Genomic DNA, 21,348 nt, shown 5'->3' on the forward strand with positions numbered 1-21,348 from the left:
TTGATTTCATTACTATTTTAACTGAAGAAAAAATCATGACACATATCAAACTATCTATTTCTTCCTTTATCGCTCTGTTATTACTCACAGTTTCTCCTTCCCACGCAGGAACATTCAAGATCATGACAGCACCCTATCCGCCCTATACCGTCAGCAATGGCCTGAAGGTAAAGGGATTATCTGTGACCGCGCTGGTCACTTTGATGGAAATGTGCGGTACACCGATTGATCAGAAGAAAATCAAACTGACCCCGTGGGCCTACGCCTATGAATGCGCGGCAAGAGAGCCAGGGCAAATCCTGCTCAATGCACAACGCGACTCGACAACGGAACGGTTGTATAAATGGGTTGGCCCTGTGTTGAACACACAGGTGGTTCTTATCGGTCGGAAAAAGGACAAGCTCTTCATCCCCACCAAGGCACACCTCAAGAATTACCGTATTGCCAGTGTGCGCTGGAGCCGCCCGGAAAAGACATTGCTCGCCGGTGGTATGCACCCTGAGGACCTGAAGCGCAGCGCGTCCCACGTTCAGGCATTGCGCCAGCTCGACCGGGGTGAAGTCGATCTGTTTGCCTACACGGCAAAAGGTGCCCCCTATCTCATGGCCGGTCTGGGCATGCAGGAAAAGGACTACATCATCTATTACACTTTTGAAGACGAGCCACTCTATTTTGCCTTCAGTAAAGATACGGACGACAAACTCATCCACCGCCTGAACATGACATTAAAAGAATTGAAGGCGACTGGACGAGACGGAACAAGTCAGTTCGAAAAGATATTAGGATCGCAAATACACTAAGTATCAAACAAATAAAAAAAGGGGCCTAATGGCCCCTTTTGATTATTCTTTATCCGGCGACCAGTTGGGGTCGCGATATTTATCAGGATTGTACAATCGCCAATCGGAACCGTCATCATACTTCTCATCCGCACCGGGATAAGGAGTATAAATCTTCTCGTCCTTCTTGTCTTCCTTGCAACATTCAATATTTTCAAAGTATGAATTTTCCATATCAAACCTCTGAGATTCTAAGCTATTAACCACATTGGACACAGTCCATATGGCAAGTGCTTACTGCACTCAGTTCCTGTCTGAACCAATTATTCTTCTGTGTCAAGCTTCGGTTTGACGTATAATTCACCACCATGACAATCATTGATTACCAGCAGTGGAAAGTCTTTGACGGTCATGGCGCGGATGGCTTCAGGCCCCAATTCTTCAAATGCGATCACTTCGGATTCAACGATGGAATTTGATAACAAGGCCCCTGCTCCGCCAGTGGCGCCAAAGTACACGCCTTTGTGGTCCTGCATGGCTGCTTTGACCTCATCGGAGCGCTTGCCCTTACCGATACTCGCCTTCATGCCGAGGGCGTGCAGTCGGGGCGCATAGGTATCCATGCGATAACTGGTGGTCGGCCCGGCAGAGCCGATGGGGCGGCCCGGAGGGGCCGGAGACGGCCCGACATAGTAAATGGCGGAACCTTCCAGTTCAAAGGGCAGCTCCTTGCCGGCATCCAACAACTCAAAAAGCTTCTTGTGGGCAGCATCGCGTGCAGAGTGAATGGTGCCTGTCAAAAACACGACGTCACCGGCATGCAACTGTTCCATGTCAGCATCAGTCAGGGGGGTATTCAATTTGAATTCAGCCATTACAGTACGACCTCCTCATGACGCTGGGAATGACACTGAACATTGACCGCCAGAGGCAGGCTTGCCAGGTGGCACGGCTCCACGGTCATTTTCACGCCAAGCACGGTTGTCTTGCCACCCAACCCCATGGGACCGATACCCATATCATTGATAGCATCTTCCAGTTCCTTCTCCATGGCGGCCACTGCCGGATCAGGATGTGTATCATCCAATTTGCGCAGCAGTGATTTCTTGGCGATCTTGGCCGCGTGTTCGAACGTGCCGCCGATGCCGATTCCGAGAATAGTGGGAGGACACGGATTCGGCCCCGCCTCTGCCACACGATTCAGGACAAACTTCTTGATGCCTTCCCAGCCCTGGGCCGGAGCAAGCATGGTGACACGAGACATGTTCTCAGCGCCGCCGCCCTTTGCCATGTAGGAGATCTTCAATTTGTCACCGGGGACCATGTCAAAATGCACTATGGCCGGAGTCCCGTCGCCGGTATTGGCCCGGGAGAAGGGATCACAAGCGGACTTGCGCAAAAAGCCTACATCATATCCCTTGCGAACACCCTCGTTAATCAGTTCACGCAGATTGCCGCCCACGACTTTACAGTCATCGCCCACTTCAACATAAAAGACAGCCAAACCACAATCCTGACACAATGGCAGCTTGGTCTCCTGAGACAGATCGGCATTCTCCAGCAACTGTCTCAACACTTCCTTGGCAGAAGGAGATGTCTCCTCGGCCATGGCTTGTTCAAATTTATTGCGCACGTCCTGAGGAAGCTCCGTGTTGGCCTTCATACACATGGTGGCCACAGCTTCCACGACATCCGCTGCCTGAATTTCTCTCATTTTTGTTGCCTCCGGCAGCTCAGGAACCTTTGGTGTAAGGAATTGAGCATCTCCAAATTTTTTTCGCGCCTTGGGCTAGGCCTGCCAGCGCGTGTTCATATTGCAATTTCCCGACAAGCACTCATTCAACGACCTGACCAACCGCCCCCTCCTGCCGTACAACAGCTACCCGCAATCGGGGAACAAAGGGGATGCGGTCCGGGGGAAGGGCCTCCTCCCCCCGGTCGCCTAAGGCATTGTCTACTTCTTGAATATTCTCTTTAAGGAAGTAATTCCCATTTTACGACGCAGGAACCCAAGTTGGTTCTGCAACGGCAAATGCTTGGGACAGACGTCTTCACAGGCGAGCAGGCCCATGCAGCCGAAGATTCCCATATCACTGCCAATAATCTCATAATAGTCATGTTCAGACCGCTGATCACGAGGGTCGATCAGGAAACGGGCCACACGATTCAGTGCGGCTGCGCCCATGAAATCCTCACGCAGACGGGCTGTTCCGCATGCCGAGATACAGCATCCACATTCTACACACCGCTCCAGTTCGTAGATTTCCACGGCCTGTTTGTTGTCCATGCGCTCTTCAAGCGCTGTCGGATCAAACTCCTTGTTCGTGTGAATCCAGGATTCTGTTTTGGTGTACATATCGCGGAACCAGGAACCGGTATCCACGGACAGGTCGCCCACCAGCTTGAAGACCGGCAGGGGTAAAAGCGTTATCTCGCCCGGCAGGTCCTTGGTTTTGGTATGGCACGCCAGACCAGGGCGGCCATTGATGACCATGCCGCAGGAGCCACAGATACCCGCACGGCAGCAGAAATCGAACTGCAAAGACGGATCGTGCTCTTCACGGATACGATTGAGCGCAATGAACAGGGTCATGGAGTCGGTTTCTTCCAGAACGAACTCCTGCATGTGCGGCTCGGACTGTGCATCCTCGGGGTTGTATCGGAATATATTGAATTTCAGTAATCTGGACATGCTCTATTCCTTCTTGTCGTCGGCGCTGATGATTTCGGAATGTCCGTATCCACGGTCTCCCGGAGGAATCTCCACGGCAACAGTGGCCGGTTCGTATTCGAGCGTCGGCAACGTGTCGCCTTCGTTCTTCCAGTAAGCCAGTGTGCGGCTAAGCCAATCGCGATCGTTGCGTGCGGTGAAGTCTTCACGGTTATGCGAACCACGGGACTCGGTGCGTTGCAGTGCGCCATAGGCGACCATCAAGGCCATCTTGACCTGACCTTCGAGCTTGAGCGCCGAAGCCAGCTCCGGATTCACGCCCCTGCCGTCGGACCGGAGCCCCACATTCTTGGCCCTGATCAAAGTATCCTGCAGGGAAGCGACACAGGTCTCCAACCCTTCCTGCGTACGGAAGATGTTGGCACCCTTGTGCAGTGCGTCCTGCATGGCCTTGCGGACCTTGTAGACATTCTCAGAACCGTTGGTGCAGTTGATGAGTGCGTCGATTCTTGCCTGCTGCTTCTTGACTTCGTCATTGATGAGCGAAGTCTTGAACTCGGTCTCGCAGCCCTGGAGGTATTCGGCGATCTTGCGACCGATGATACCACCGGCAACCACAGTCTCGGCCAGGGAGTTACCGCCAAGGCGGTTGAACCCGTGCATATCCCAACAAGCGGCCTCACCAGCGGAGAACAAACCTTTGAGCCCGTATGCCGCGCCATCCTTGTTGGTACGAATGCCACCCATGGAATAATGCTGGGTCGGACGGACCGGAATAAGCTGATGAATGGGGTTGATGCCCAGGAAGGAAGTACAGATCTCATACACTTCACGGAGCTTGCCGGTGATGTGTTCCTCACCGAGGTGGCGGATATCCAACCACAAATGCTCACCGTACGAAGATTTGACGCCGTGCCCCTCGCGCATGTGATAGGTCATCCAGCGGGAGACCACGTCTCGAGAAGCGAGCTCGGCCTTTTCCGGTTCGTACACATCCATGAACCGTTTTTCGTCTACATCGAGCAGCGTACCGCCGTCACCACGACAGCCCTCTGTCACGAGAATATCTGTCGGGACAATGCCTGTGGGATGAAACTGCACGGCTTCCATGTTGCCCATGGGCACCACGCCGGTATCGACGCACATGGTGTGCGCTCCACCGTCACAGATAACCGCATTGGTGGTGTTCGGGTAAATGCGTCCGAAACCACCGGCAGCGATCATGGTCGCCTTGGACAGATATATCAGCAGCTCGCCTGTGCGCAGACAGCGGGCGACCACGCCATAGCAGGTTTCGCCATCCTGAAGCAGCGCAATGGCTTCGGTTTTGTCGTGAACTTCGACACCCATCTGGGCGCAACGGTTGTCCATGGTACACATGACCGCATGGCCTGTACCATCCGAAGTATAGCAGGTACGCCATTTGGCTGTGCCGCCAAAGGAGCGGGCCATGATTAGCCCTTCCTTGTCTTCGGCTTCTATCTTTTCAAACTGCTTGCCGCCCTTGTAATAAATGGACTTGCCGGGAACGACACGGTTCCAGGGCACGCCCCAATGGGCAAGGCGGCGCATTTCTATGGGAGCGGCGTCTGCGAACAGACGGGCCACTTCCTGATCACAGCCCCAGTCAGAGCCTTTGACAGTGTCGGCAAAGTGAACATCAGGGCAATCGCCTTCTCCCATGACGGAGTTGCCGAGCGAGGCCTGCATGCCCCCCTGAGCAGCCGAGGAATGGGACCGGCGAGCCGGAACAAGGCTTAAACAGATGGCGGAGAATCCGGCGTCTGCCGCTTCAACAGCAGCGCGTTCGCCCGCCAGACCTGCGCCGACAACGAGAAAATCGGTGTAAATAGTCTGCATGGCTAATTCTCCGTTAGTTGATCGCCAGGAACAGGAACCGGGCCAGTGTGATGAGACCGATTGCAATGAACATCAGGGTCAACAGGTTCTCGCCCCGCTTGAACCTGTCACGATCCTTGGTTTTCACAAAGCCCCACTTCACGCCGATGCGATAAAATCCGATACCCACATGGAGTTCGGCCAGCGGCAGAAGGAAAAGATAAAAAACGGCCCAGAATCCACTCTGAATACGAGCGGCAGACTTGACGGCGGTAATGGGCAGGTCAGTCAGGACAACCCACATGTGGATGGATCCCATGACCAGAATGATCATGGCGGACACAGCCTGCACAACCCACAACCAGGTATCGCCGTGATGCAGCATGCGTGCGTGCTGCCAGATGGTCTTCTGACCATCCATACGGAAAGGTATCTTCCTGGCTGCGAGCACGAAGTGCGTTAGAAAAACGAGAAAAATGAGCGGGCCGCCCACTTGGGCCATGCCAGTAGCCTCAAAGAAATGCGCGATGGCATCCATTACTTTGGGGCTGATGACGACACTTGAAACCAGGAGCATGTGGCACCACATGAACAAAATCAGGCTGACGCCGGACAGCATCTGAAGCCAGTCCAATGCGCCATCCCACTTCCCGGATTTGCCAGCTGGTGCGTAACTGATGGACATTCAATCCCTCCATTTTGTAGAACACAAAAGACCCTAGACAATTGAGTAAACCTATGCCTGACAAAAGATTTTTGTCAACATCCTGACGAAATTCAAAACAGCTAATCTCCTTGTTTTTCAGCCGACAAAAGCCAAAAAAGGTTATTGATTGCACGGTCAAACAACATTTTTCTTTGATGGAAAATTTTTTTTGTTTTTTTGATAAAAACACTGCTGAAAACAACAATTGAAACCGTGAACGTATTTTTTTACATTTCCGAACGGATAACTGTTTTCATTTGCCCCCTGCTCGGTTAGTGTCTTTCCCTGCTTTGAAACATGACACGTTCATACCTTGCCTCCGCTCAAATCATACTTATCGTATAATGATGTACTTCTTTTTGTATGACGCGACTACACCGTTTGATACGGTCGACCAATATGGAGAAAACCCCCTATGTTCAGAAAACTCCTGTTGCTGGCAGGCGTCTTCATGCTCCTGACCAGCTGCCAAAAGACACTTATGAAAAAAAACGAATCAACTGATCTTGCTCCCCCTGTCGCCGCTAAATCTCTCTTTGCTGTTGAACAGCTCCCATCGTTGGACGGCCAGGAGAAAGGCAAAACCCATTTGGTCAAACTGAAAAACGGCCTCACGGTCCTGATCAAGGAAGATGACCGTTTTCCGCTGGTAAATGTTCGCCTGTATGTCCACGCGGGCAGCGCCTACGAGACCCCCCAAATCGCAGGGCTGAGCCATCTCCTTGAACATATGGTCTTCAAGGGCACGGACAAACGCGGCGTGGGCCAATCCGCCATGGATATTGAATCCGTTGGCGGCAGCCTCAATGCCGGTACCAGCTTTGACTACACTGTCTATTATGTGGAAGTCCCCGACGATCAGCTCTCCCTCGGTCTCGACGTGGTCACGGACATGGTCTTCAATCCCGCCATTGACCCCACTGAGCTTGAAAGCGAGAAAAAAGTGGTCATCGAGGAACTGCAACGGGGCGAAGACACCGCTACCAGCAAGGTCTTCAAGACCCTGCAGGGCATGATCTGGCCTGACACCACCTATGAATGGCCCATCATCGGCTTCAAGGATACGGTTCAGGGCATCAGCCGGGACGATATCAAGAATTACATCGCCTCCAACTATCAGCCGCAATCCATGCTGCTGGCCGTGGTCGGCAAGGTCGATCCCGACCAGGTGCTGGCTCAGGTCGAAAGCATGCTCGGCGATCTGGAAAACACCCGCCCCCTCACCCCTGTTGAAACAATCCCTGTTCCCGCTGTCGGCTCTGGCCCGCAGGTGGTCAAGCTCTCCGGCGAATGGAACAAGGTATACATGGGCGCGGCGTTCCCCATCCCTCATGGCGCATCCACTGAGGTCGTCGGGCTCGATCTGCTGGCGCAGATGATGGGTGGCGATGACACCTCACGCCTGTACCGCACCTTCAAATACGAAAAGGGGTTGGTGGACGATATCTCCATGTCCCTGCTGCCACTTGAACGCGGCGGCTTTTTGTACGTCTTTGCCACGCTGGATGAAGACAAGGTCGATGAGTTCTGGAAGGAACTGACAGCGGAAATGGCGTCATTCGATCCCATGGACTTCACTGACCGCGAAATCGACCGCGCCCGTCTCAATCTGGAAACATCGCTGTTCCTGTCCAAGGAGACCCTGTCCGGTTTGGCGAGCAAAGTCTCTTACCTGGAATTCTTTGAAGACGGTGAACAGTCCGAAGAGAACTACCTGTATCAGCTGCATCAGATAACCCGCTCGGAAATGAAGGAGCTGTACAACAAATACGTCCGCTCCGATCAGCTTTCCCTGGCCGTGCTCACGCCTGAAACATCCAAGCTTTCGGCTGACAACCTGATAGCCATCACCAAAGACCAGTGGCCGCTCAAAGAGGCCGTGGCCAAGGCAGCCGAAACAAAAACCGCGACTAAAACCACGGAAATAGCCCTGCCTGGCGGCAGCAAACTCGTGCTCCTGCCCGACGCCACCCTGCCGTACACTGCCATGAGCATGTATTGGACAGGTGGCGATGGCGAATTGACGCCCGACCAACAGGGGCTGGCTGCATTGACGGCCAAGACCCTGACCCGCGGCAATCTCAGGATGAATGCGACGGAAATGCAGGACTTCCTGTCCGATCATGCAGCCAGTATCGGTTCAACGGCCGGACGCAATGTCTTTGCCCTGGAGGCCAAGTTTCCCACACGATTCACCCACGAGGTTCTCCCGGTTCTGACAGACACGTTGACCTCTCCTGCCTTTGAGGAAACAGAGATCACGCGGGCCAAGCAGGATCAGATTTCGGCCATCAAACGACGTGAGGATCGTGCCCTTGGCCTGGCTTTCCGCCACCTCTTTCCCTACCTGTACAAGACCGGGCCATACGCCCTGTTGCATCAGGGAACCCCGGAAGGAGTGGAAGCATTCACAGCGTCAGACATCATCCGTTTCTGGAATCGTCAGTCCATGCAGTCCTTTACCCTGGCTGTTTGCGGTCAGTTCGATCAGGCGGCCATTGAAGCATTTGCCAAGAGAATTGCCGAAACCCTGACGGCTCCCGGACAACAGTACACATTCACCACCCCGGAATGGGGCAAGGAAATGGCAACGACAATGCACCTGCCAGGGCGCAACCAGTCGCACATCATCATGGCCTTTCCCGTACCGGGCAAGACGAACCTGAAGACGTCTGCCGAACTGGAAACGCTCAAGGCGTGCCTGTCCGGCCAAAGCGGGCTGCTCTTCCGCGACCTGCGAGACAAACAGGGACTGGCCTATACGGTGACCTCTCTACTCTGGCAGTCAAAGAACACCGGTTTCATTGCCCTGTATATCGGCACGAACCCCGAAAAGATCGATCAGTCCATGGACGGATTCAAAAAGGTTCTGGCTGACCTCGCCGCCACTCCGCTTCCCGAGGAGGAGCTGATCCGAGCACGTAACATCCTGATCGGAGACTACTATCAGGGCCACCAATCCCTGATCTCCCGCTCACGCGAGGCGGCCGTCCTCATGGCTCGCGGCTTTGACCGCGATCACGAGGAGAAGCTCATAGAGCAGGCCAAGGACGTGACTCCAAAGCAACTGCAGGAACTGGTTCAGCAATACATGTCGCCGGACAAGGCGTATGTGATGACCATCACTCCCTAAATAAACAAGGGGAAGCCGAGCTGTCGGCTTCCCCTTTTCCCGGTCTTTTTTTCAGAGAATAGCCCCTCCATCCGCTCGCAATGCTTGCCCCCGCTCCCTTGGTGCGGTACACAAAGTGGACATTATTGCAGTACGTTTTCACAGAAAGAGGATACACATGGCGCTTATTTTCGGTTCGCCCAAGAAGCAGGCTGACAAGGACGATATACGCAACGACCAACGGTTGAATCTGGCCAAGGACATGTATATGGCCGGCAAGATGAAGATCATGACCACCGAGACCGTTCCGGGGCGGGAGATTCAGTCCGCCTTCGGCCTCATCGTCTGCCGCAGCTACGTTTTTGACAACGCATTCTACGGACTCATGGCACAGGCCGTGGACGTCAATGCAGACGCCATCATCGGCTACCGCGAGACCGTGGCATTCCATCCCGAGGGCGACAAGTACTACTCCTGCTACGGGACTGCCGTCCGTATGAAAAAGGTCAAGTAAACCATGACCCAATCCACCTTCTCACACTATTTCCCACACGGACTGGCCATAACCTACGCCATCTTCTGGGCGATTCTGGCTGTCAATCCAGTTATGCGTGATGTCTGGTGGGCCGAGAACATTCCCCTCATGGGCGTGTTCGCTCTGCTGGTAGTGACCTACAAAAATTTCCGGTTTTCCAACCTCGCCTATGCGTTGATGTCCATCTGGCTGATACTGCACACCATTGGCGGGCACTACACCTTTGCCAATGTCCCGTTCGACTTCTTCACGGATCTGTTCGGCTTCGAGCGCAATCACTTCGACCGCCTGGGGCATTACTCCATCGGTTTTTATGCGTTCCCCATAGCAGAATACTTGACGCGCAAGAATCTGGCGCGACCGGTGATCGTCTACCTCTTCGGCCTGTTCGCCATCATGGCGTTGGCCGCTGGATATGAAATTATCGAATGGTGGTACGCCGTATTGGCCGGCGGCGAGGCCGGAATCGAATTCCTCGGCTCCCAGGGCGACATCTGGGACGCACAGACAGACATGCTCGCGGACACCCTCGGTGCAGTGACAACGCTGATACTCTTCTACTTTTTCGGCATCAAACCGAACGAGCAGTCCTAGTCCCGAACGCCCAAACGACGATCCAACAGAAGCAGATCCGCGATGGTCAACGCCATCATGGATTTCAACACCGGATTGATGCGCGGAATCGCGCTGATGTCGTGACGCCCACCGACCATGATGAAAGTAGGCTCACCCTTGGTGGTCACGGTCTGCTGTTCCTGCAAAATTGACGGAATGGGTTTGACGTAGGCCCGCGCAATGACATCCTGACCGGATGAAATACCGCCAAGAATACCGCCAGCATTATTGGACAGGAATCCGTTCTCATCGAGATTGTCATTATTAAGGGAACCACGTGACCGAGCCGCTTCACAGCCGGAGCCGATCTCGACTCCCTTGACCGCACCAACACACATGAGCGCCTGCGCGATACGCCCGTCGAACTTGCCGAACACAGGCTCACCAAGGCCAACAGGCAGGCCTGTGGCCCGAATCTCGACAACGCCACCAAGCGTGTCCTCTTCATCGCGGACCTCGGTGATATGCTTTTCCCACGCCGGGATAATATCCGGGTCAGGACTGAAATAGGGACGGTCCTGCGCGCCTTCGTAGTCTTTGATCTCCGCCTTGATACCGCCATATTCGACCGTGTACGCGTAAATGGAGATACCTTCCGTGCGCAGCAACTCCTGCGCGATGGCGCCACCGGCCACGCGGGATACGGTCTCGCGTCCAGAAGAACGACCGCCGCCGCGATAGTCGCGGAAGCCATACTTGGCGTTGTAGGTGAAATCTGCATGTCCGGGCCGGAATACATCCTTGATCTTGGAATAATCATGAGAACGCTGGTTGGTGTTCTCAATGTAAAAACCGATGGAAGTGCCGGTGGTCTTGCCTTCGAACACACCGGAAAGGATTTTAATCTGATCAGGCTCTTTGCGGGTGGTTGAAGCCAGACCGCCCTGACCGGGTTTACGTTTGTCCAACTCCAACTGGATCATGGACTCATCCAGCGGAATACCTGCCGGACACCCGTCCACAACCCCGCCCAGACCGGGACCATGAGACTCACCAAAGGTGGTCAGACGAAAGACGTTTCCAAAGGTATTACCGCTCATATCCACTCCCTAGAAATTTTCTATTTGCATCATGTCTTCGGCCTTGCCGAGCATGACCAACACATCACCCTGCTCCAAAGCCCTGTCTGCCTGGGGCACAAACCGGAACTCGGATTCACCTGAATGACGGAAAGCAATGACCTGAACATTGAAAGTATTGGTCAAATCAAGATCACGCAAGTTCTTTCCGGTCCACTTATCCACAACGATTTCGCGGGTGACCACGTTCTTGCCCAATCCGAAATATTCCTGAATGCCCGGGGCCACGAGGCGATGGGCCAATTGGAACGCGACAAACGCCTCGGGAAAGACGACAAACGGCACGCCGAGCTTGTACAGCACCCGCTCGTGTTCTTCACTGATCGCCTTGACCCAGATGTTCTTCACGCCCATGGCCTGCAGATTCAGGACAACCAGAATGGAGGCCTCCATGGAACTGCCGGTAGAGACAATGACCTTGTCCAGATCCTGAAATCCGGCTTGCGCCAGGGCTTTTTCATCGGTGGCATCCAGCTCGTATACCTGGGCCAGAAGATCCTGCGCGCGCCGAACGTTGTCCTCACGCCTGTCTACCCCAACAACATCACACCCAAGTTCAGTTAACGCCTTGGCAAAGGCGAACCCAAACTTGCCCAGCCCGATGACACCGACTTCCTTGCTTGCCAACATAATCTCTCTCCTTGAAATCTAGCCCAACGGCAGATTCGATTCAGGTACCCGGAACCGTGGTTCAGACTGCCAGCTTTGCAAGGCCGACAACAGCCATATTGGTCCAAGACGCCCCACGAACATGAGTGTGATGACCGTTATTTTTTCAAACGCATCCAGGGAAGCGGTCAACCCGGTTGAAAGCCCCACTGTAGCAAATGCGGACACGGTCTCGAAGAGATTTCCCAGTAGTTCTCCACGCGCCATAAGATAGGAGCTGTCTCCGCTCTCCAAGGCAGTCAGTACCATGGTGCCGATCCCTACCAGCAGGAATGTCATGGTAACCAGAGAAACGACCTTGTTCAGGGCTCCCTGACTCAAGGCGTACCTGCCGAGGCGCACCTGAGAATGTCCCCGGAACTGCGCCCAGAGAAAGCCGCACAGTGCGCGGAAGGTCGTGGTCTTGATACCACCGGCGCATGATCCGGGCGAGCCGCCAATAACCATGAGCAGCATCATGAACACCAGCGACACATTGGTCATGCCCCCGATATCCACGGTATTGAATCCCGCTGTCCGGCAGGTCACGGATTGGAACAGGGCCGTCCAGACGCGCTCCCACAGAGTGTCCGGGGCCATGCCACCAGCTCCCTCGGCAAAAAAGATGACCACCGCCCCAACAAGCACAAGAAACAGCGACGTCTTGATAACTATGGCAGAATGCCAACTCAGTCGGAGCCTCGGCTCCCCCTTGCGCTTCTTCCGCATACAGTAGCCACGAAGATACCCCGCACAATCATTGAGCACATAAAACCCGAGGCCACCCGCCGTGATAAGCACAATAAAGACCGTATTGATACCGCCATGCCCGGCCCAATGGGTCAGGCTGTCTGAATACAATGAAAATCCGGCATTACAAAAAGCGGACACGGAATGGAAAAAGGCGGAATACGGCGAGAACCCCACCGGGTCCATGAGCCACAGGGAAAATGCACCAACGCCTTCAAAGAGGAATGTCCAGAAAAGAACGCGCCCCAGAAAACGAGGCAGGCTGAACGAGGGGTCGCGAAGCAGACTCTGCCCGACGGCGATACGGTCATTCAATGAAACCCGCTTCCCCAGCAGATGAATGGCTAGGGTGGTAAAGGTCATGATGCCCAAGCCACCAAGCTGAATGAGCACCAGAATGACATCCAGGGCGAACGTGGAAAAATAGGTTCCGGTGTCCACCACGGCCAGTCCGGTGACACACATGGCGGATGTAGCCGTGAACAGTGCGTCGACAAAAGAAAGCGGACCACCAGGATGACTGACGTCAAGGTGCAGAATGATCGCGCCGAAAAGGATGGCTCCGCCAAAGAACCAAACCGGCAACCAATATGGTGAAAACAGTTTTGTGCGCATGAATACGTCAGTGTATATGCCTGTCTGAGGGGCCTGTCAAAAAGCGATCAGGACAGCCGGTCAACGGCTTGGACAGCAAGGGTCACAATCTCCGCGAGACTCGCACCTTCAAGAGCAGCATCCGCGCACCCTTCGTACAGATGCGCCCGCGCGTCCAGAATCTCTCTGACCTCATCCACCACGGATTTCCCCGTCAACGAAGGCCGCTGGGCTTCATTCGGATCATTCATGAGACGCCGTGCCAACTCCTCGGCTTCTGCCTTGAGGTACAGGGTCACCCCCGATGCGAGGACAGCTCTGTTTTCCTCGCGCAGTATTATCCCGCCACCACAGCCGATGACACGACCACCGGGAGTGGCCTCGCGAACCAGGGTCTCCACCTCGCGGTCACGGAAGGCCTCCCAGCCGTTCTGCTCGACATAATCGGCAATCTCCATACCCACGGCCTGAACCAGCGCGTGATCGGTATCAACGAAATCAACACCAAGCCGTTCAGCCAGCTTTCGGCCGACACTTGTCTTGCCACAGGCACGGGGACCAATGAGAAAAATATTCTTTGCTGCCATGACCGGGACCGTAGTGGAATTTTGCGCCATCTTCAATCGTTGCGTGGACATAATTCCACTTCAACCGCAACGAACAATCCATCCGTATACCATCATGTCTGATAGCAAACGGCGCACTGGGCGTTCATTTTTTACTTGCCAAACGAATAAGTAGTAACTATTATCAAGCCATGAAGACAGAAAAGAAGTGTACCCAAATGCGTGAAGTTGCCATTGAGCTGGGCGATTGCCGCTCATGCCAGGGCTGTATCGACCTGAACCCCGACGTCTTTGAATGGGATGAGGCTCTGGACATGCCTTTTGTCTGCCGGTCCAAGGTGACAGAAGAAGAAGTCCGGGACATCATGAATACCTGTCCGGAGGGGTGCATCGTCTTTGTGGATTGTTAAAGACCAACCGACTTTCAACCCAAAAGAGCCAGGCATATGCCTGGCTCTTTTGGGTTGAAAACACCTACTTCTTTGGCGGCATGGGCGGCAACGAACAGGACTCGCTGCAACAGGTGCCATAGATGAACCCGCAATAGGTATGGAATACCCGTGTCTGCTTTTCTCGTTGCTCATCGGACAATGGTTCAACCTTGGCCTTTGTGACCATTTTGAGAAGATCCGCATAATCGGGCACCGCGGCCATGGACCTGGCAAAAACATCGCCAGTCATGACATCCATGAGTGAGGCATCCATGGTGTCGGTGATCAACGCATACGGCACAGGGCCGCCTTTAATGAGCCTCCCCGCACACACGGTTTCACGCTCAAAGGTCCCCACATCCCCGGCACAAAACAGAATAATGAAGATCGGCTTGCCCTGCTCATCATAGAGTACGAAATCAATGGGCCGCTCGTAGTCCTCGCCATCCACGCAATAGGAAAGCGGCACCTTGGCCTTGAAGCGGTCCTTGGGATAGCCTTTCTCTTCCACCAACAACTTGACCAGGAGCTGACGAAACTCTTCAAAAGTCGTCTCGTCTATCTCTTCGCCACTGAGATAATCGCGGAGTGTTCCGCCCAAACTTGATTCATGCATACAATCACATCCTTATATCCACAAAATAACTCCCCTCCCCGCATGTTGCAAGGGAAGGGAGACAAGTTAATCTGAAAACAGGGTACGCCGCATCAATGACGAATCAAGCAGCCTGCCCCCTTCCCAAATCGGCATTGCGATTCATGGGACATACTTCAACCTGACACTTCTTACAGATTCGCAAGACAAGCCCCAGAAAACAGCCCCCGGAAAAAATCACATATAAAGACAATAGCCAAAGGCTGGAAACAAGCCAGTAAACCGGAATAGCCACTGTGCCGAACACAGCGCCAAAGAGAATGAGACGTTCCCAGCCATTCAACGGACCGGACCTTGCTGAGACAAACGTCTGCACAATTGGGGCTGGAGCAAACAGGCAATCATCGGCCTGGAAAAGATGGGGACAGCGCGAACAGACCGTGTATCGCATGAGCAGGTAATAACTGCCGACAGCATACCCAAGATACACCAGGGCAAGCACCAAGCTCGACAACCAGATGGCATACGCACCTATCAGCACCCCCAATATGAACGTCGTTCTGGCAAATAGCTTCTCTTTGAAACTGAATGTGCAGACATTGCTGCAACCGCTGTCCTTGGTCATAGTATTCATCTTTCACCTCCACGATCCGAACATCAGTAGCCACTATTTTCATAGTGATTACAAAGAGATATTCGACATTTCAGCTGTTCATAGATTCGCAACAAACCATAGCGTGTTCTATCCAGAAAAATCATATCAGGATTCATGGTGAAGTGACTTCTTTGCTTGAGCATGGCTCGCATTATCTCCTTGCCTTCACTGATGAACCCCGTCTCAACTCCAAAATCGAAATACTCCGATTCATACAATCGGCCAAGCCACTTACCAAAGGCGTAGGCACACTCGAATATTGCTTCCTCCACTTCGGGGCCAAGCTCTTTATCCACAACGTGCATATCGCGTAGCGCGGCAAAATACGCGGCCTTGTCGCCGCTTATGATGATCTGTGGGAGTCGACGATAGAGTTGAACAAATTCAGGAGTAAACCGTTTGACACAGCCATAATCCACCAACCCGATGGAAAGATCATCCCGGATAAGGTAATTTCCAGGATTGGGATCAGCATGAATGCACGTCAATTCATACAGACTTTTCAAAAAGATACGGTTGAGCCGCCGCGCCACCGTGTCCCGATCCTCCTGGGGAGGAGATGTCGCCAGCCAGTGATTCAAGGGTTGCCCCTCCATGAACGACATGCACAAAACCCGATCAGTACACAACCCTTCATACACCTGTGGTATACTGACATTTTCCAGTTCAAGATTATCACTGAAGAATTGCATGTTGCTTGCTTCAGCCAGATAATCGGTCTCTTCCATGAAACGATGCTCAATCTCCTTGATGGCTGGCTTCATCGCCTTGTAGTCGGCAAAAGGACGCAACACTCCCCGAAGAAGTCGAATATCATCATGAATGGTCTGTCGAATGGTCGGATACTGCACCTTTAGCGCAAGTGCTTTGCCCTCCAAATCTTCAGCTCGATGGACCTGCCCGAGACTGGCCGCAGCAAAAGCGGCAGAATCGAACGAGCGGAACACTTCTTCCGGGCGTGTCCCATACGCGTTGACAAGGAGCTTGTGCGCCATGGCTCTATTCATGGGCGGAACATCGGTGTAGGACTTCTCCAACTGAGCACAGATCTCGGGCGGAAAGATGTCCAACTCCAAACTGAGTAACTGGGCGATCTTCAATGCCGTTCCTTTAAGCCGACTTAATCCGGTGAACAAAACCTCCGCATTTTTCTCATGCATGTTTTTTTTGTTTTGCGTCCTGCCGGATTCCGATGCAAAGGGCTTGCTGGCCGCATACTTGAGATATGTACCGCCCATACGGGCAGCCATACCACTGTAGGCCAGACCACGCGCCATTCTTCCCTTGGGTGTTTCATCGTGCTGGGTCATAGCTCATAAACTCATCTTTGATTCGGGAAAAGGTATCCCGTTCATCCATGATCATCTCAATCCGACTCAATACATGCGATTTGAACAGAAAAGAGGCTAACCCCGTGACTTTGTCCAGCACGCCCGACTTGAGCATGGTGTAGCCCAGGTCGAGGCTTTTATCGATGAACACCGTGGTATTGGAGAACTGCTCGGATTCATCCTTGAGCCAATATAACGTTGTCGCGATGAAGAAATCCCAAATACATTGGTAAACCAGATCCTTGAACATAAAATCTGCCAACTCGCCTGAATCCGCTGCAGCCTGGAACTGCTCGCCGATGATATGAAGGAACCGGGCACGAATTGCACGGACACCTTTACCCCCTGGCACGGGACGGAAGAAGACCGAAGCAAAGGTTTCGGCCACAAATTCGCGATCCGCCAGATACCCTTCGAGAACAGTTTCAAATAACAGTTGCAGCTTTTCACGCAGATCGAACTGCTCGTAATCATCCACTTCCATCAAAGTCTGTAACGCACTGTTCAATGACTCTTCGTAATACCCGTAGATCAGCGCTTCCTTTGTGGGGAAATAATTGTAGATGGTCGCATCCCCGACCCCGGCCTTTCGAGCCACTGCCCGCATACTCATGGATTTGAATCCACTTTCAATCATCAAATCCACGGCGGCAGCCAGAATAGCTCGTCTATTTTCCGCTTTCTGCTTCGCATTGATTTTCACATCAGACCTCGACTGCTATTGATTAAATCCATCTTTTATGATTATTTTATATAGCAGTTACACATTGGAGTCAAGTAGGCACATGAAATCAAGTGTGTGTAAACAAAAAATGAAGCAAACTCCGGAGGTATCTATGACAACCCCTACTGTAATCAGGACAATTCCTTCATTGGCAAAACTAGAGAATGATGTGGACTACTTCCACGTCCACTCCGTAACGTCTCCACAGAATCTGCGTGAATTTGTTGCTGCCAGCCTCTCATACATGCCAGGCTGGATGCGTTTCCTCTATCACCTGCGCAAGTACTTCGTCCGCCTTCTGGGTACTCGACAGACGAAGGACCATGAAAAGACGGTATTGCGCCCGGAGGACCTCTCTTTTACGCTAGGAGACCTGGTGGCATTCTTCACAACTCAAGCGGCTGAAGAAAACAAATTCTGGCTCGGTGAGGCCCGCGACGACATGATCTCCGGACATATTGCCTTCGTATATGAGCCCGGATTAGACGGAATGAATCAGTTCCATCTGATTACAACAGCCACCTATCTCCATTGGACAGCACGCATATACTTCATTGTAATACGCCCCTTTCATCATCTGGTTGTCTACAGCATGGCCAGACACGCTCTCAGTCAGGACAAATAACGCCGTGCATAAAAGAACCGCCCGATTCAGCCTAAGCTGAACCGGGCGGTTCTGTTTATTTGATTGACCGACTACTAGTGTCCGCCGCCACTGACCGCGACCGCGATGCCGTAGAGCGACTTGCCAGCATTGATGGCGAAGTTGAACATGGGCGCGGGGATCATACCAATAGCAAGCACGGAGGCTGCGAGCATGGCAGCGCCTGCGGAGGCGAACCAGCTGGTATCGGGATCAGCGACCTTGCCGGGAGCCTTCTCTTCAGTGAAGGCATGACGGAACAAGCTCAGATAATAGTAGATGGCGATAGCCGAGTTGAGCACCAGCACGATGACCAGCCAGTTGTATCCGTGACCCCATGCAGAGGTGATCAGGAAGAACTTGCCCATGAAACCCATGGTCGGCGGCAGGCCGACAAGGGCAAAGGCACCGGCCGCCAGCGAAAAGGCGAGCACCGGGGCTTTCTTGTACAGGCCATTCAGATCTGTAAGCTTAAGGTTGCGACCATCGGAGGCAACGCGGCTCACTACCCAGAAGACCAGCAGGTTCATGACGAGGTACGCCAGGGCGTAGAATGCGGCGGCTGCCACACCCTCGTAGGTGCCACTGACCAAACCGACCATGATGTACCCGGCGTGTGCAACAGACGAGAAACCGAGCAAACGCTTGATATCTGTCTGAGCCAGAGCCGAGAGGTTACCAAAGGTCATGGAACATGCGCCGAGGACCGCCAGAAGTGTGGTGATCTCCAGACCGGGCTTGAGCAGCACGGCGATACGCACGAGCACGACAATAGCACCCATCTTGGGCATGGTAGCCACGAAGGCGGCAGTCTCATTGGATGCTCCCTGATACACGTCCGGACACCAGAAGTGGAACGGGAACAGGGCCAGCTTGAAGAACATGCCAGCCAGGAACAGAGACAGACCGACAACGGCCATGGGATTGTCAGCAAATGCCCACGACTTGGTCATAAGTTCGGAGATGTAGGTCGTATGCATGGTGGCCATGATGTAGGACAAGCCGTACAGGGCCAATGCGGTCGCCACAGCGCCAAACAGGATGTACTTGATGCCCGCTTCTGCCGCGCCCTTGGATTTGGCGCGCAGCGGAATAACGGCATACATTGCATAGGAAGCCAACTCCAGGGCTAGGTAGATGGTGATCAACTCCACGGAGGAAGCGAGCATCATCAGGCCGAGGGTGGAGAAGCCGAGCAACATGTAGTAGTCGGCCCGTTTACCTTCTTCAAGGGTCGACTGCTTGGACGCGTTGAGTACGGTCACATAGAAGCCGAACGCTATGGCGATCTTGAAGAACTGAGACATCATGTCAACTTTGTAGACATCCCAGAACATGGTTCCATGCAGGCCAAAGCCCGTGATGGAAACAAAGAACGCAGCGCATGCGCCAAAGGGCAGCCATTTCTCAACCGCGGGTTTCCACTCCCTGGTACCGAGCGACTGGACCATGAGGACCAGTACAAGGCCGAGGAAGAACAACTCCGGGACAAGTGCTGTGAGATTGAAGTTCACTGTCTGCCCCCTATTCTTTTCCTGCCACGACGCTCAAAACGTCGTTGGCAGCGGTTTGCATCGGTGAATCAGCTTCCACCTGAACCACTTTACGCTTGTCAAAGTCGTTCAGCAGCTTGTCGATGGAAGGATTGATGATCTTGTAGAATGGTGCCGGAGCCAACCCGATCCAGAACACGAACACGGCGGGAATGGTCAACATTATCCACTCGCGGGCGTTGAGATCGCGCCAGGTCTTGGCAGTACTGGGCTTGCCCCAGGCCATCTTCAAGGAAACGCGGAACATGTAGGCTGCGGCCAGAAGCGCACCGGGGATGCAGAGGAAACCGATCCAGGTGGAGTACTTGAATGCTCCCACCAGTACCAGCATTTCACCCACGAACCCGTTGGTTCCGGGGAAGCCGAAGGACGCCAGGGCCATCATGCCCCAGAAGAACATGAACGCAGGCAGATATTTGCCAAGGCCCATGTTGTCCTTGATGTCGCGGCTGTGGCTCCGTTCATAGACGGCACCGATCATCATAAAGAGTGCACCTGTGACGATACCGTGGTTCAGCATCTGGAAGAGCGCACCCTGCACACCCTGTTGGTTAAACAGGAATATACCCAAGGTTACAAAGCCCATATGGCCCACCGAAGAGTAGGCAACAAGCTTTTTGATATCAGTCTGTCCCAGAGCAATGGCTCCGCCATACAGGATGGATACGATGGAAATCGCGATCATCATGGGAGCGAAGTACTCACTGGCGGCCGGGGTCAGCGGCAGGCAGAAGCGCAGGAAACCATAGGTTCCCATCTTCAACAGGACGGCCGCCAGGATGACGGAACCAGCCGAAGGTGCTTGAACGTGTGCTGCGGGCAGCCAGGTGTGGAACGGGAACATGGGGACCTTGATGGCAAAGGCGAGCGCCATGGCCAGGAAAGCCCAGAACTGGAACCGGAAGGTGAAGTTCATTTCCATGAGTTCAGGAATAGAGAAGGTACCACCCGTGACTCTGAAGGCAACAATGGCCGCCAGGAGCAGAGTCGAGCCTGCAAGGGTGTACAGGAAGAACTTGAGCGATGCATATTTGCGATCGTCGCCACCCCAGACTGCGATAAGCAGGTACATGGGGATGAGCATGGCTTCCCAGAACACGTAGAACAGGACCAGGTCCAGAGCGCAGAAAACGCCGAGAACAGCAGAGGTCATGAACAGCAGACAGAAGTGGAATTCCTTCTCGCGCTTGCCGATGTAGGTCCACGAACACATGACGCACAGCGGCAGGACCGCAATGGTCAGGAGGACCATGAGTATGCTGATGCCATCAACGCCGAGGTAGTACTGGAGTCCCCATTGGTGGACCCAGTCCAGTTTCTCGACGAACTGGAATTCAGCGTTCATTTGAAAGCCGGTCAGCGGTATGGCCAGCAGACACTCGATGAGGGACACCGCCATGGTGTAATACCTCACCACCTGCGGCGCCCGCAGGAAAAAGAGTCCGCATGCCGCAACCAGCGGGAATGCAATCAATATTGTAAGTACCGGATATCCGAAGTCCAAAACGAGCTCTCCTTAGAT

The 21,348-nt window shown here is 53.5% G+C and carries 22 protein-coding genes; 6 read left to right on the forward strand and 16 right to left on the reverse strand.

Annotated elements, in window-relative coordinates; all coding sequences use genetic code 11:
* Positions 1 to 122: 122 nt before the first annotated feature.
* Positions 123 to 800 (forward strand): substrate-binding periplasmic protein, encoded by a 678-nt coding sequence (locus tag SRBAKS_RS04215; RefSeq protein ID WP_229593981.1) that lies wholly within the window; start codon positions 123 to 125, stop codon positions 798 to 800.
* A gap of 42 nt (positions 801 to 842) precedes the next feature.
* Here SRBAKS_RS04215 and SRBAKS_RS04220 read toward each other — a convergent pair whose 3' ends face one another.
* The 6 genes from SRBAKS_RS04220 to SRBAKS_RS04245 form a co-directional block, all read right to left on the reverse strand.
* Positions 843 to 1,013 (reverse strand): hypothetical protein, encoded by a 171-nt coding sequence (locus SRBAKS_RS04220; protein ID WP_229593983.1) that lies wholly within the window; start codon positions 1,011 to 1,013, stop codon positions 843 to 845.
* Between the two features lie 89 nt (positions 1,014 to 1,102).
* Positions 1,103 to 1,654, reverse strand: coding sequence for a Fe-S-containing hydro-lyase (locus SRBAKS_RS04225; protein ID WP_229593985.1), 552 nt, complete (start codon positions 1,652 to 1,654; stop codon positions 1,103 to 1,105).
* Positions 1,654 to 2,493: a fumarate hydratase gene (locus tag SRBAKS_RS04230; RefSeq protein ID WP_229593987.1), complete on the reverse strand. Its 840-nt coding sequence runs from the start codon at positions 2,491 to 2,493 to the stop codon at positions 1,654 to 1,656. Before SRBAKS_RS04230 ends, SRBAKS_RS04225 begins: the two co-directional genes overlap by 1 nt.
* 240 nt (positions 2,494 to 2,733) lie before the next feature.
* Positions 2,734 to 3,471, reverse strand: coding sequence for a fumarate reductase iron-sulfur subunit (locus SRBAKS_RS04235; protein WP_229593989.1), 738 nt, complete (start codon positions 3,469 to 3,471; stop codon positions 2,734 to 2,736).
* Positions 3,472 to 3,474: 3 nt separating this feature from the next.
* Complete coding sequence (locus tag SRBAKS_RS04240) at positions 3,475 to 5,310, reverse strand: fumarate reductase flavoprotein subunit (protein WP_229593991.1); 1,836 nt, start codon at positions 5,308 to 5,310, stop codon at positions 3,475 to 3,477.
* Between the two features lie 13 nt (positions 5,311 to 5,323).
* The gene (locus SRBAKS_RS04245) at positions 5,324 to 5,974 is read right to left on the reverse strand and encodes a succinate dehydrogenase/fumarate reductase transmembrane subunit (protein WP_229593993.1); all 651 of its coding nucleotides are present in this window, start codon (positions 5,972 to 5,974) and stop codon (positions 5,324 to 5,326) included.
* Positions 5,975 to 6,410: 436 nt separating this feature from the next.
* Here SRBAKS_RS04245 and SRBAKS_RS04250 point away from each other — a divergent pair, with 436 nt between their 5' ends.
* From SRBAKS_RS04250 to SRBAKS_RS04260, 3 genes are all read left to right on the forward strand, one after another.
* Positions 6,411 to 9,128, forward strand: a complete 2,718-nt coding sequence (locus SRBAKS_RS04250; RefSeq protein WP_229593995.1) for a M16 family metallopeptidase — start codon at positions 6,411 to 6,413, stop codon at positions 9,126 to 9,128.
* A gap of 157 nt (positions 9,129 to 9,285) precedes the next feature.
* Positions 9,286 to 9,621, forward strand: coding sequence for a hypothetical protein (locus tag SRBAKS_RS04255; protein WP_229593997.1), 336 nt, complete (start codon positions 9,286 to 9,288; stop codon positions 9,619 to 9,621).
* A 3-nt stretch (positions 9,622 to 9,624) separates the two neighbouring features.
* A complete protein-coding gene (locus tag SRBAKS_RS04260) occupies positions 9,625 to 10,236 on the forward strand; it encodes a DUF2238 domain-containing protein (RefSeq protein ID WP_229593999.1) in 612 nt (203 codons plus the stop codon).
* Here the strand turns inward: SRBAKS_RS04260 and aroC are convergent.
* Genes aroC through aroL form a run of 4 tightly spaced genes read right to left on the reverse strand, consistent with a single transcriptional unit; the run spans position 10,233 to position 13,966 of the window.
* Positions 10,233 to 11,297, reverse strand: coding sequence for a chorismate synthase (gene aroC, locus SRBAKS_RS04265; RefSeq protein ID WP_229594001.1), 1,065 nt, complete (start codon positions 11,295 to 11,297; stop codon positions 10,233 to 10,235). The genes SRBAKS_RS04260 and aroC overlap by 4 nt on opposite strands.
* A gap of 9 nt (positions 11,298 to 11,306) precedes the next feature.
* A complete protein-coding gene (locus SRBAKS_RS04270) occupies positions 11,307 to 11,966 on the reverse strand; it encodes a potassium channel family protein (protein WP_229594003.1) in 660 nt (219 codons plus the stop codon).
* An 18-nt stretch (positions 11,967 to 11,984) separates the two neighbouring features.
* Positions 11,985 to 13,349, reverse strand: coding sequence for a TrkH family potassium uptake protein (locus SRBAKS_RS04275; RefSeq protein ID WP_229594005.1), 1,365 nt, complete (start codon positions 13,347 to 13,349; stop codon positions 11,985 to 11,987).
* A gap of 47 nt (positions 13,350 to 13,396) precedes the next feature.
* Positions 13,397 to 13,966, reverse strand: coding sequence for a shikimate kinase AroL (gene aroL, locus SRBAKS_RS04280; protein WP_229594007.1), 570 nt, complete (start codon positions 13,964 to 13,966; stop codon positions 13,397 to 13,399).
* 146 nt (positions 13,967 to 14,112) lie between these two features.
* On the opposite strand from aroL, the gene SRBAKS_RS04285 reads away from it, so the two are divergent.
* Complete coding sequence (locus SRBAKS_RS04285) at positions 14,113 to 14,304, forward strand: 4Fe-4S domain-containing protein (protein ID WP_229594009.1); 192 nt, start codon at positions 14,113 to 14,115, stop codon at positions 14,302 to 14,304.
* A gap of 64 nt (positions 14,305 to 14,368) precedes the next feature.
* Here the strand turns inward: SRBAKS_RS04285 and SRBAKS_RS04290 are convergent, their stop codons facing one another.
* The 4 genes from SRBAKS_RS04290 to SRBAKS_RS04305 form a co-directional block, all read right to left on the reverse strand.
* Positions 14,369 to 14,941 carry a type I restriction enzyme HsdR N-terminal domain-containing protein gene (locus SRBAKS_RS04290; protein ID WP_229594011.1) on the reverse strand — a complete coding sequence of 191 codons (573 nt, stop codon included), beginning with the start codon at positions 14,939 to 14,941 and terminating at the stop codon, positions 14,369 to 14,371.
* A 103-nt stretch (positions 14,942 to 15,044) separates the two neighbouring features.
* A complete protein-coding gene (locus SRBAKS_RS04295; RefSeq protein WP_229594013.1) occupies positions 15,045 to 15,554 on the reverse strand; it encodes a hypothetical protein in 510 nt (169 codons plus the stop codon).
* Between the two features lie 23 nt (positions 15,555 to 15,577).
* The gene (locus SRBAKS_RS04300; RefSeq protein WP_229594015.1) at positions 15,578 to 16,885 is read right to left on the reverse strand and encodes an ABC1 kinase family protein; all 1,308 of its coding nucleotides are present in this window, start codon (positions 16,883 to 16,885) and stop codon (positions 15,578 to 15,580) included.
* Entirely contained in the window at positions 16,869 to 17,609 is a 741-nt protein-coding gene (locus SRBAKS_RS04305; protein ID WP_229594017.1) for a TetR/AcrR family transcriptional regulator, read from the reverse strand. Before SRBAKS_RS04305 ends, SRBAKS_RS04300 begins: the two co-directional genes overlap by 17 nt.
* Before the next feature lie 133 nt (positions 17,610 to 17,742).
* Here SRBAKS_RS04305 and SRBAKS_RS04310 point away from each other — a divergent pair, with 133 nt between their 5' ends.
* Positions 17,743 to 18,255: a DUF2867 domain-containing protein gene (locus SRBAKS_RS04310; protein WP_229594019.1), complete on the forward strand. Its 513-nt coding sequence runs from the start codon at positions 17,743 to 17,745 to the stop codon at positions 18,253 to 18,255.
* 74 nt (positions 18,256 to 18,329) lie between these two features.
* On the opposite strand, the gene SRBAKS_RS04315 is transcribed toward SRBAKS_RS04310, so the two are convergent.
* Together SRBAKS_RS04315 and SRBAKS_RS04320 are read right to left on the reverse strand one after the other, a co-directional pair.
* On the reverse strand, positions 18,330 to 19,787 hold the full coding sequence (locus SRBAKS_RS04315; protein WP_283816521.1) for an NADH-quinone oxidoreductase subunit N: 1,458 nt from the start codon (positions 19,785 to 19,787) through the stop codon (positions 18,330 to 18,332).
* Positions 19,788 to 19,797: 10 nt separating this feature from the next.
* Positions 19,798 to 21,330, reverse strand: a complete 1,533-nt coding sequence (locus SRBAKS_RS04320) for a complex I subunit 4 family protein (protein WP_229594021.1) — start codon at positions 21,328 to 21,330, stop codon at positions 19,798 to 19,800.
* Between the last annotated feature and the right edge of the window lie 18 nt (positions 21,331 to 21,348).

It is taken from the genome of Pseudodesulfovibrio sediminis (assembly GCF_020886695.1).
GTDB classification, from domain to species: Bacteria; Desulfobacterota; Desulfovibrionia; order Desulfovibrionales; family Desulfovibrionaceae; genus Pseudodesulfovibrio; species Pseudodesulfovibrio sediminis.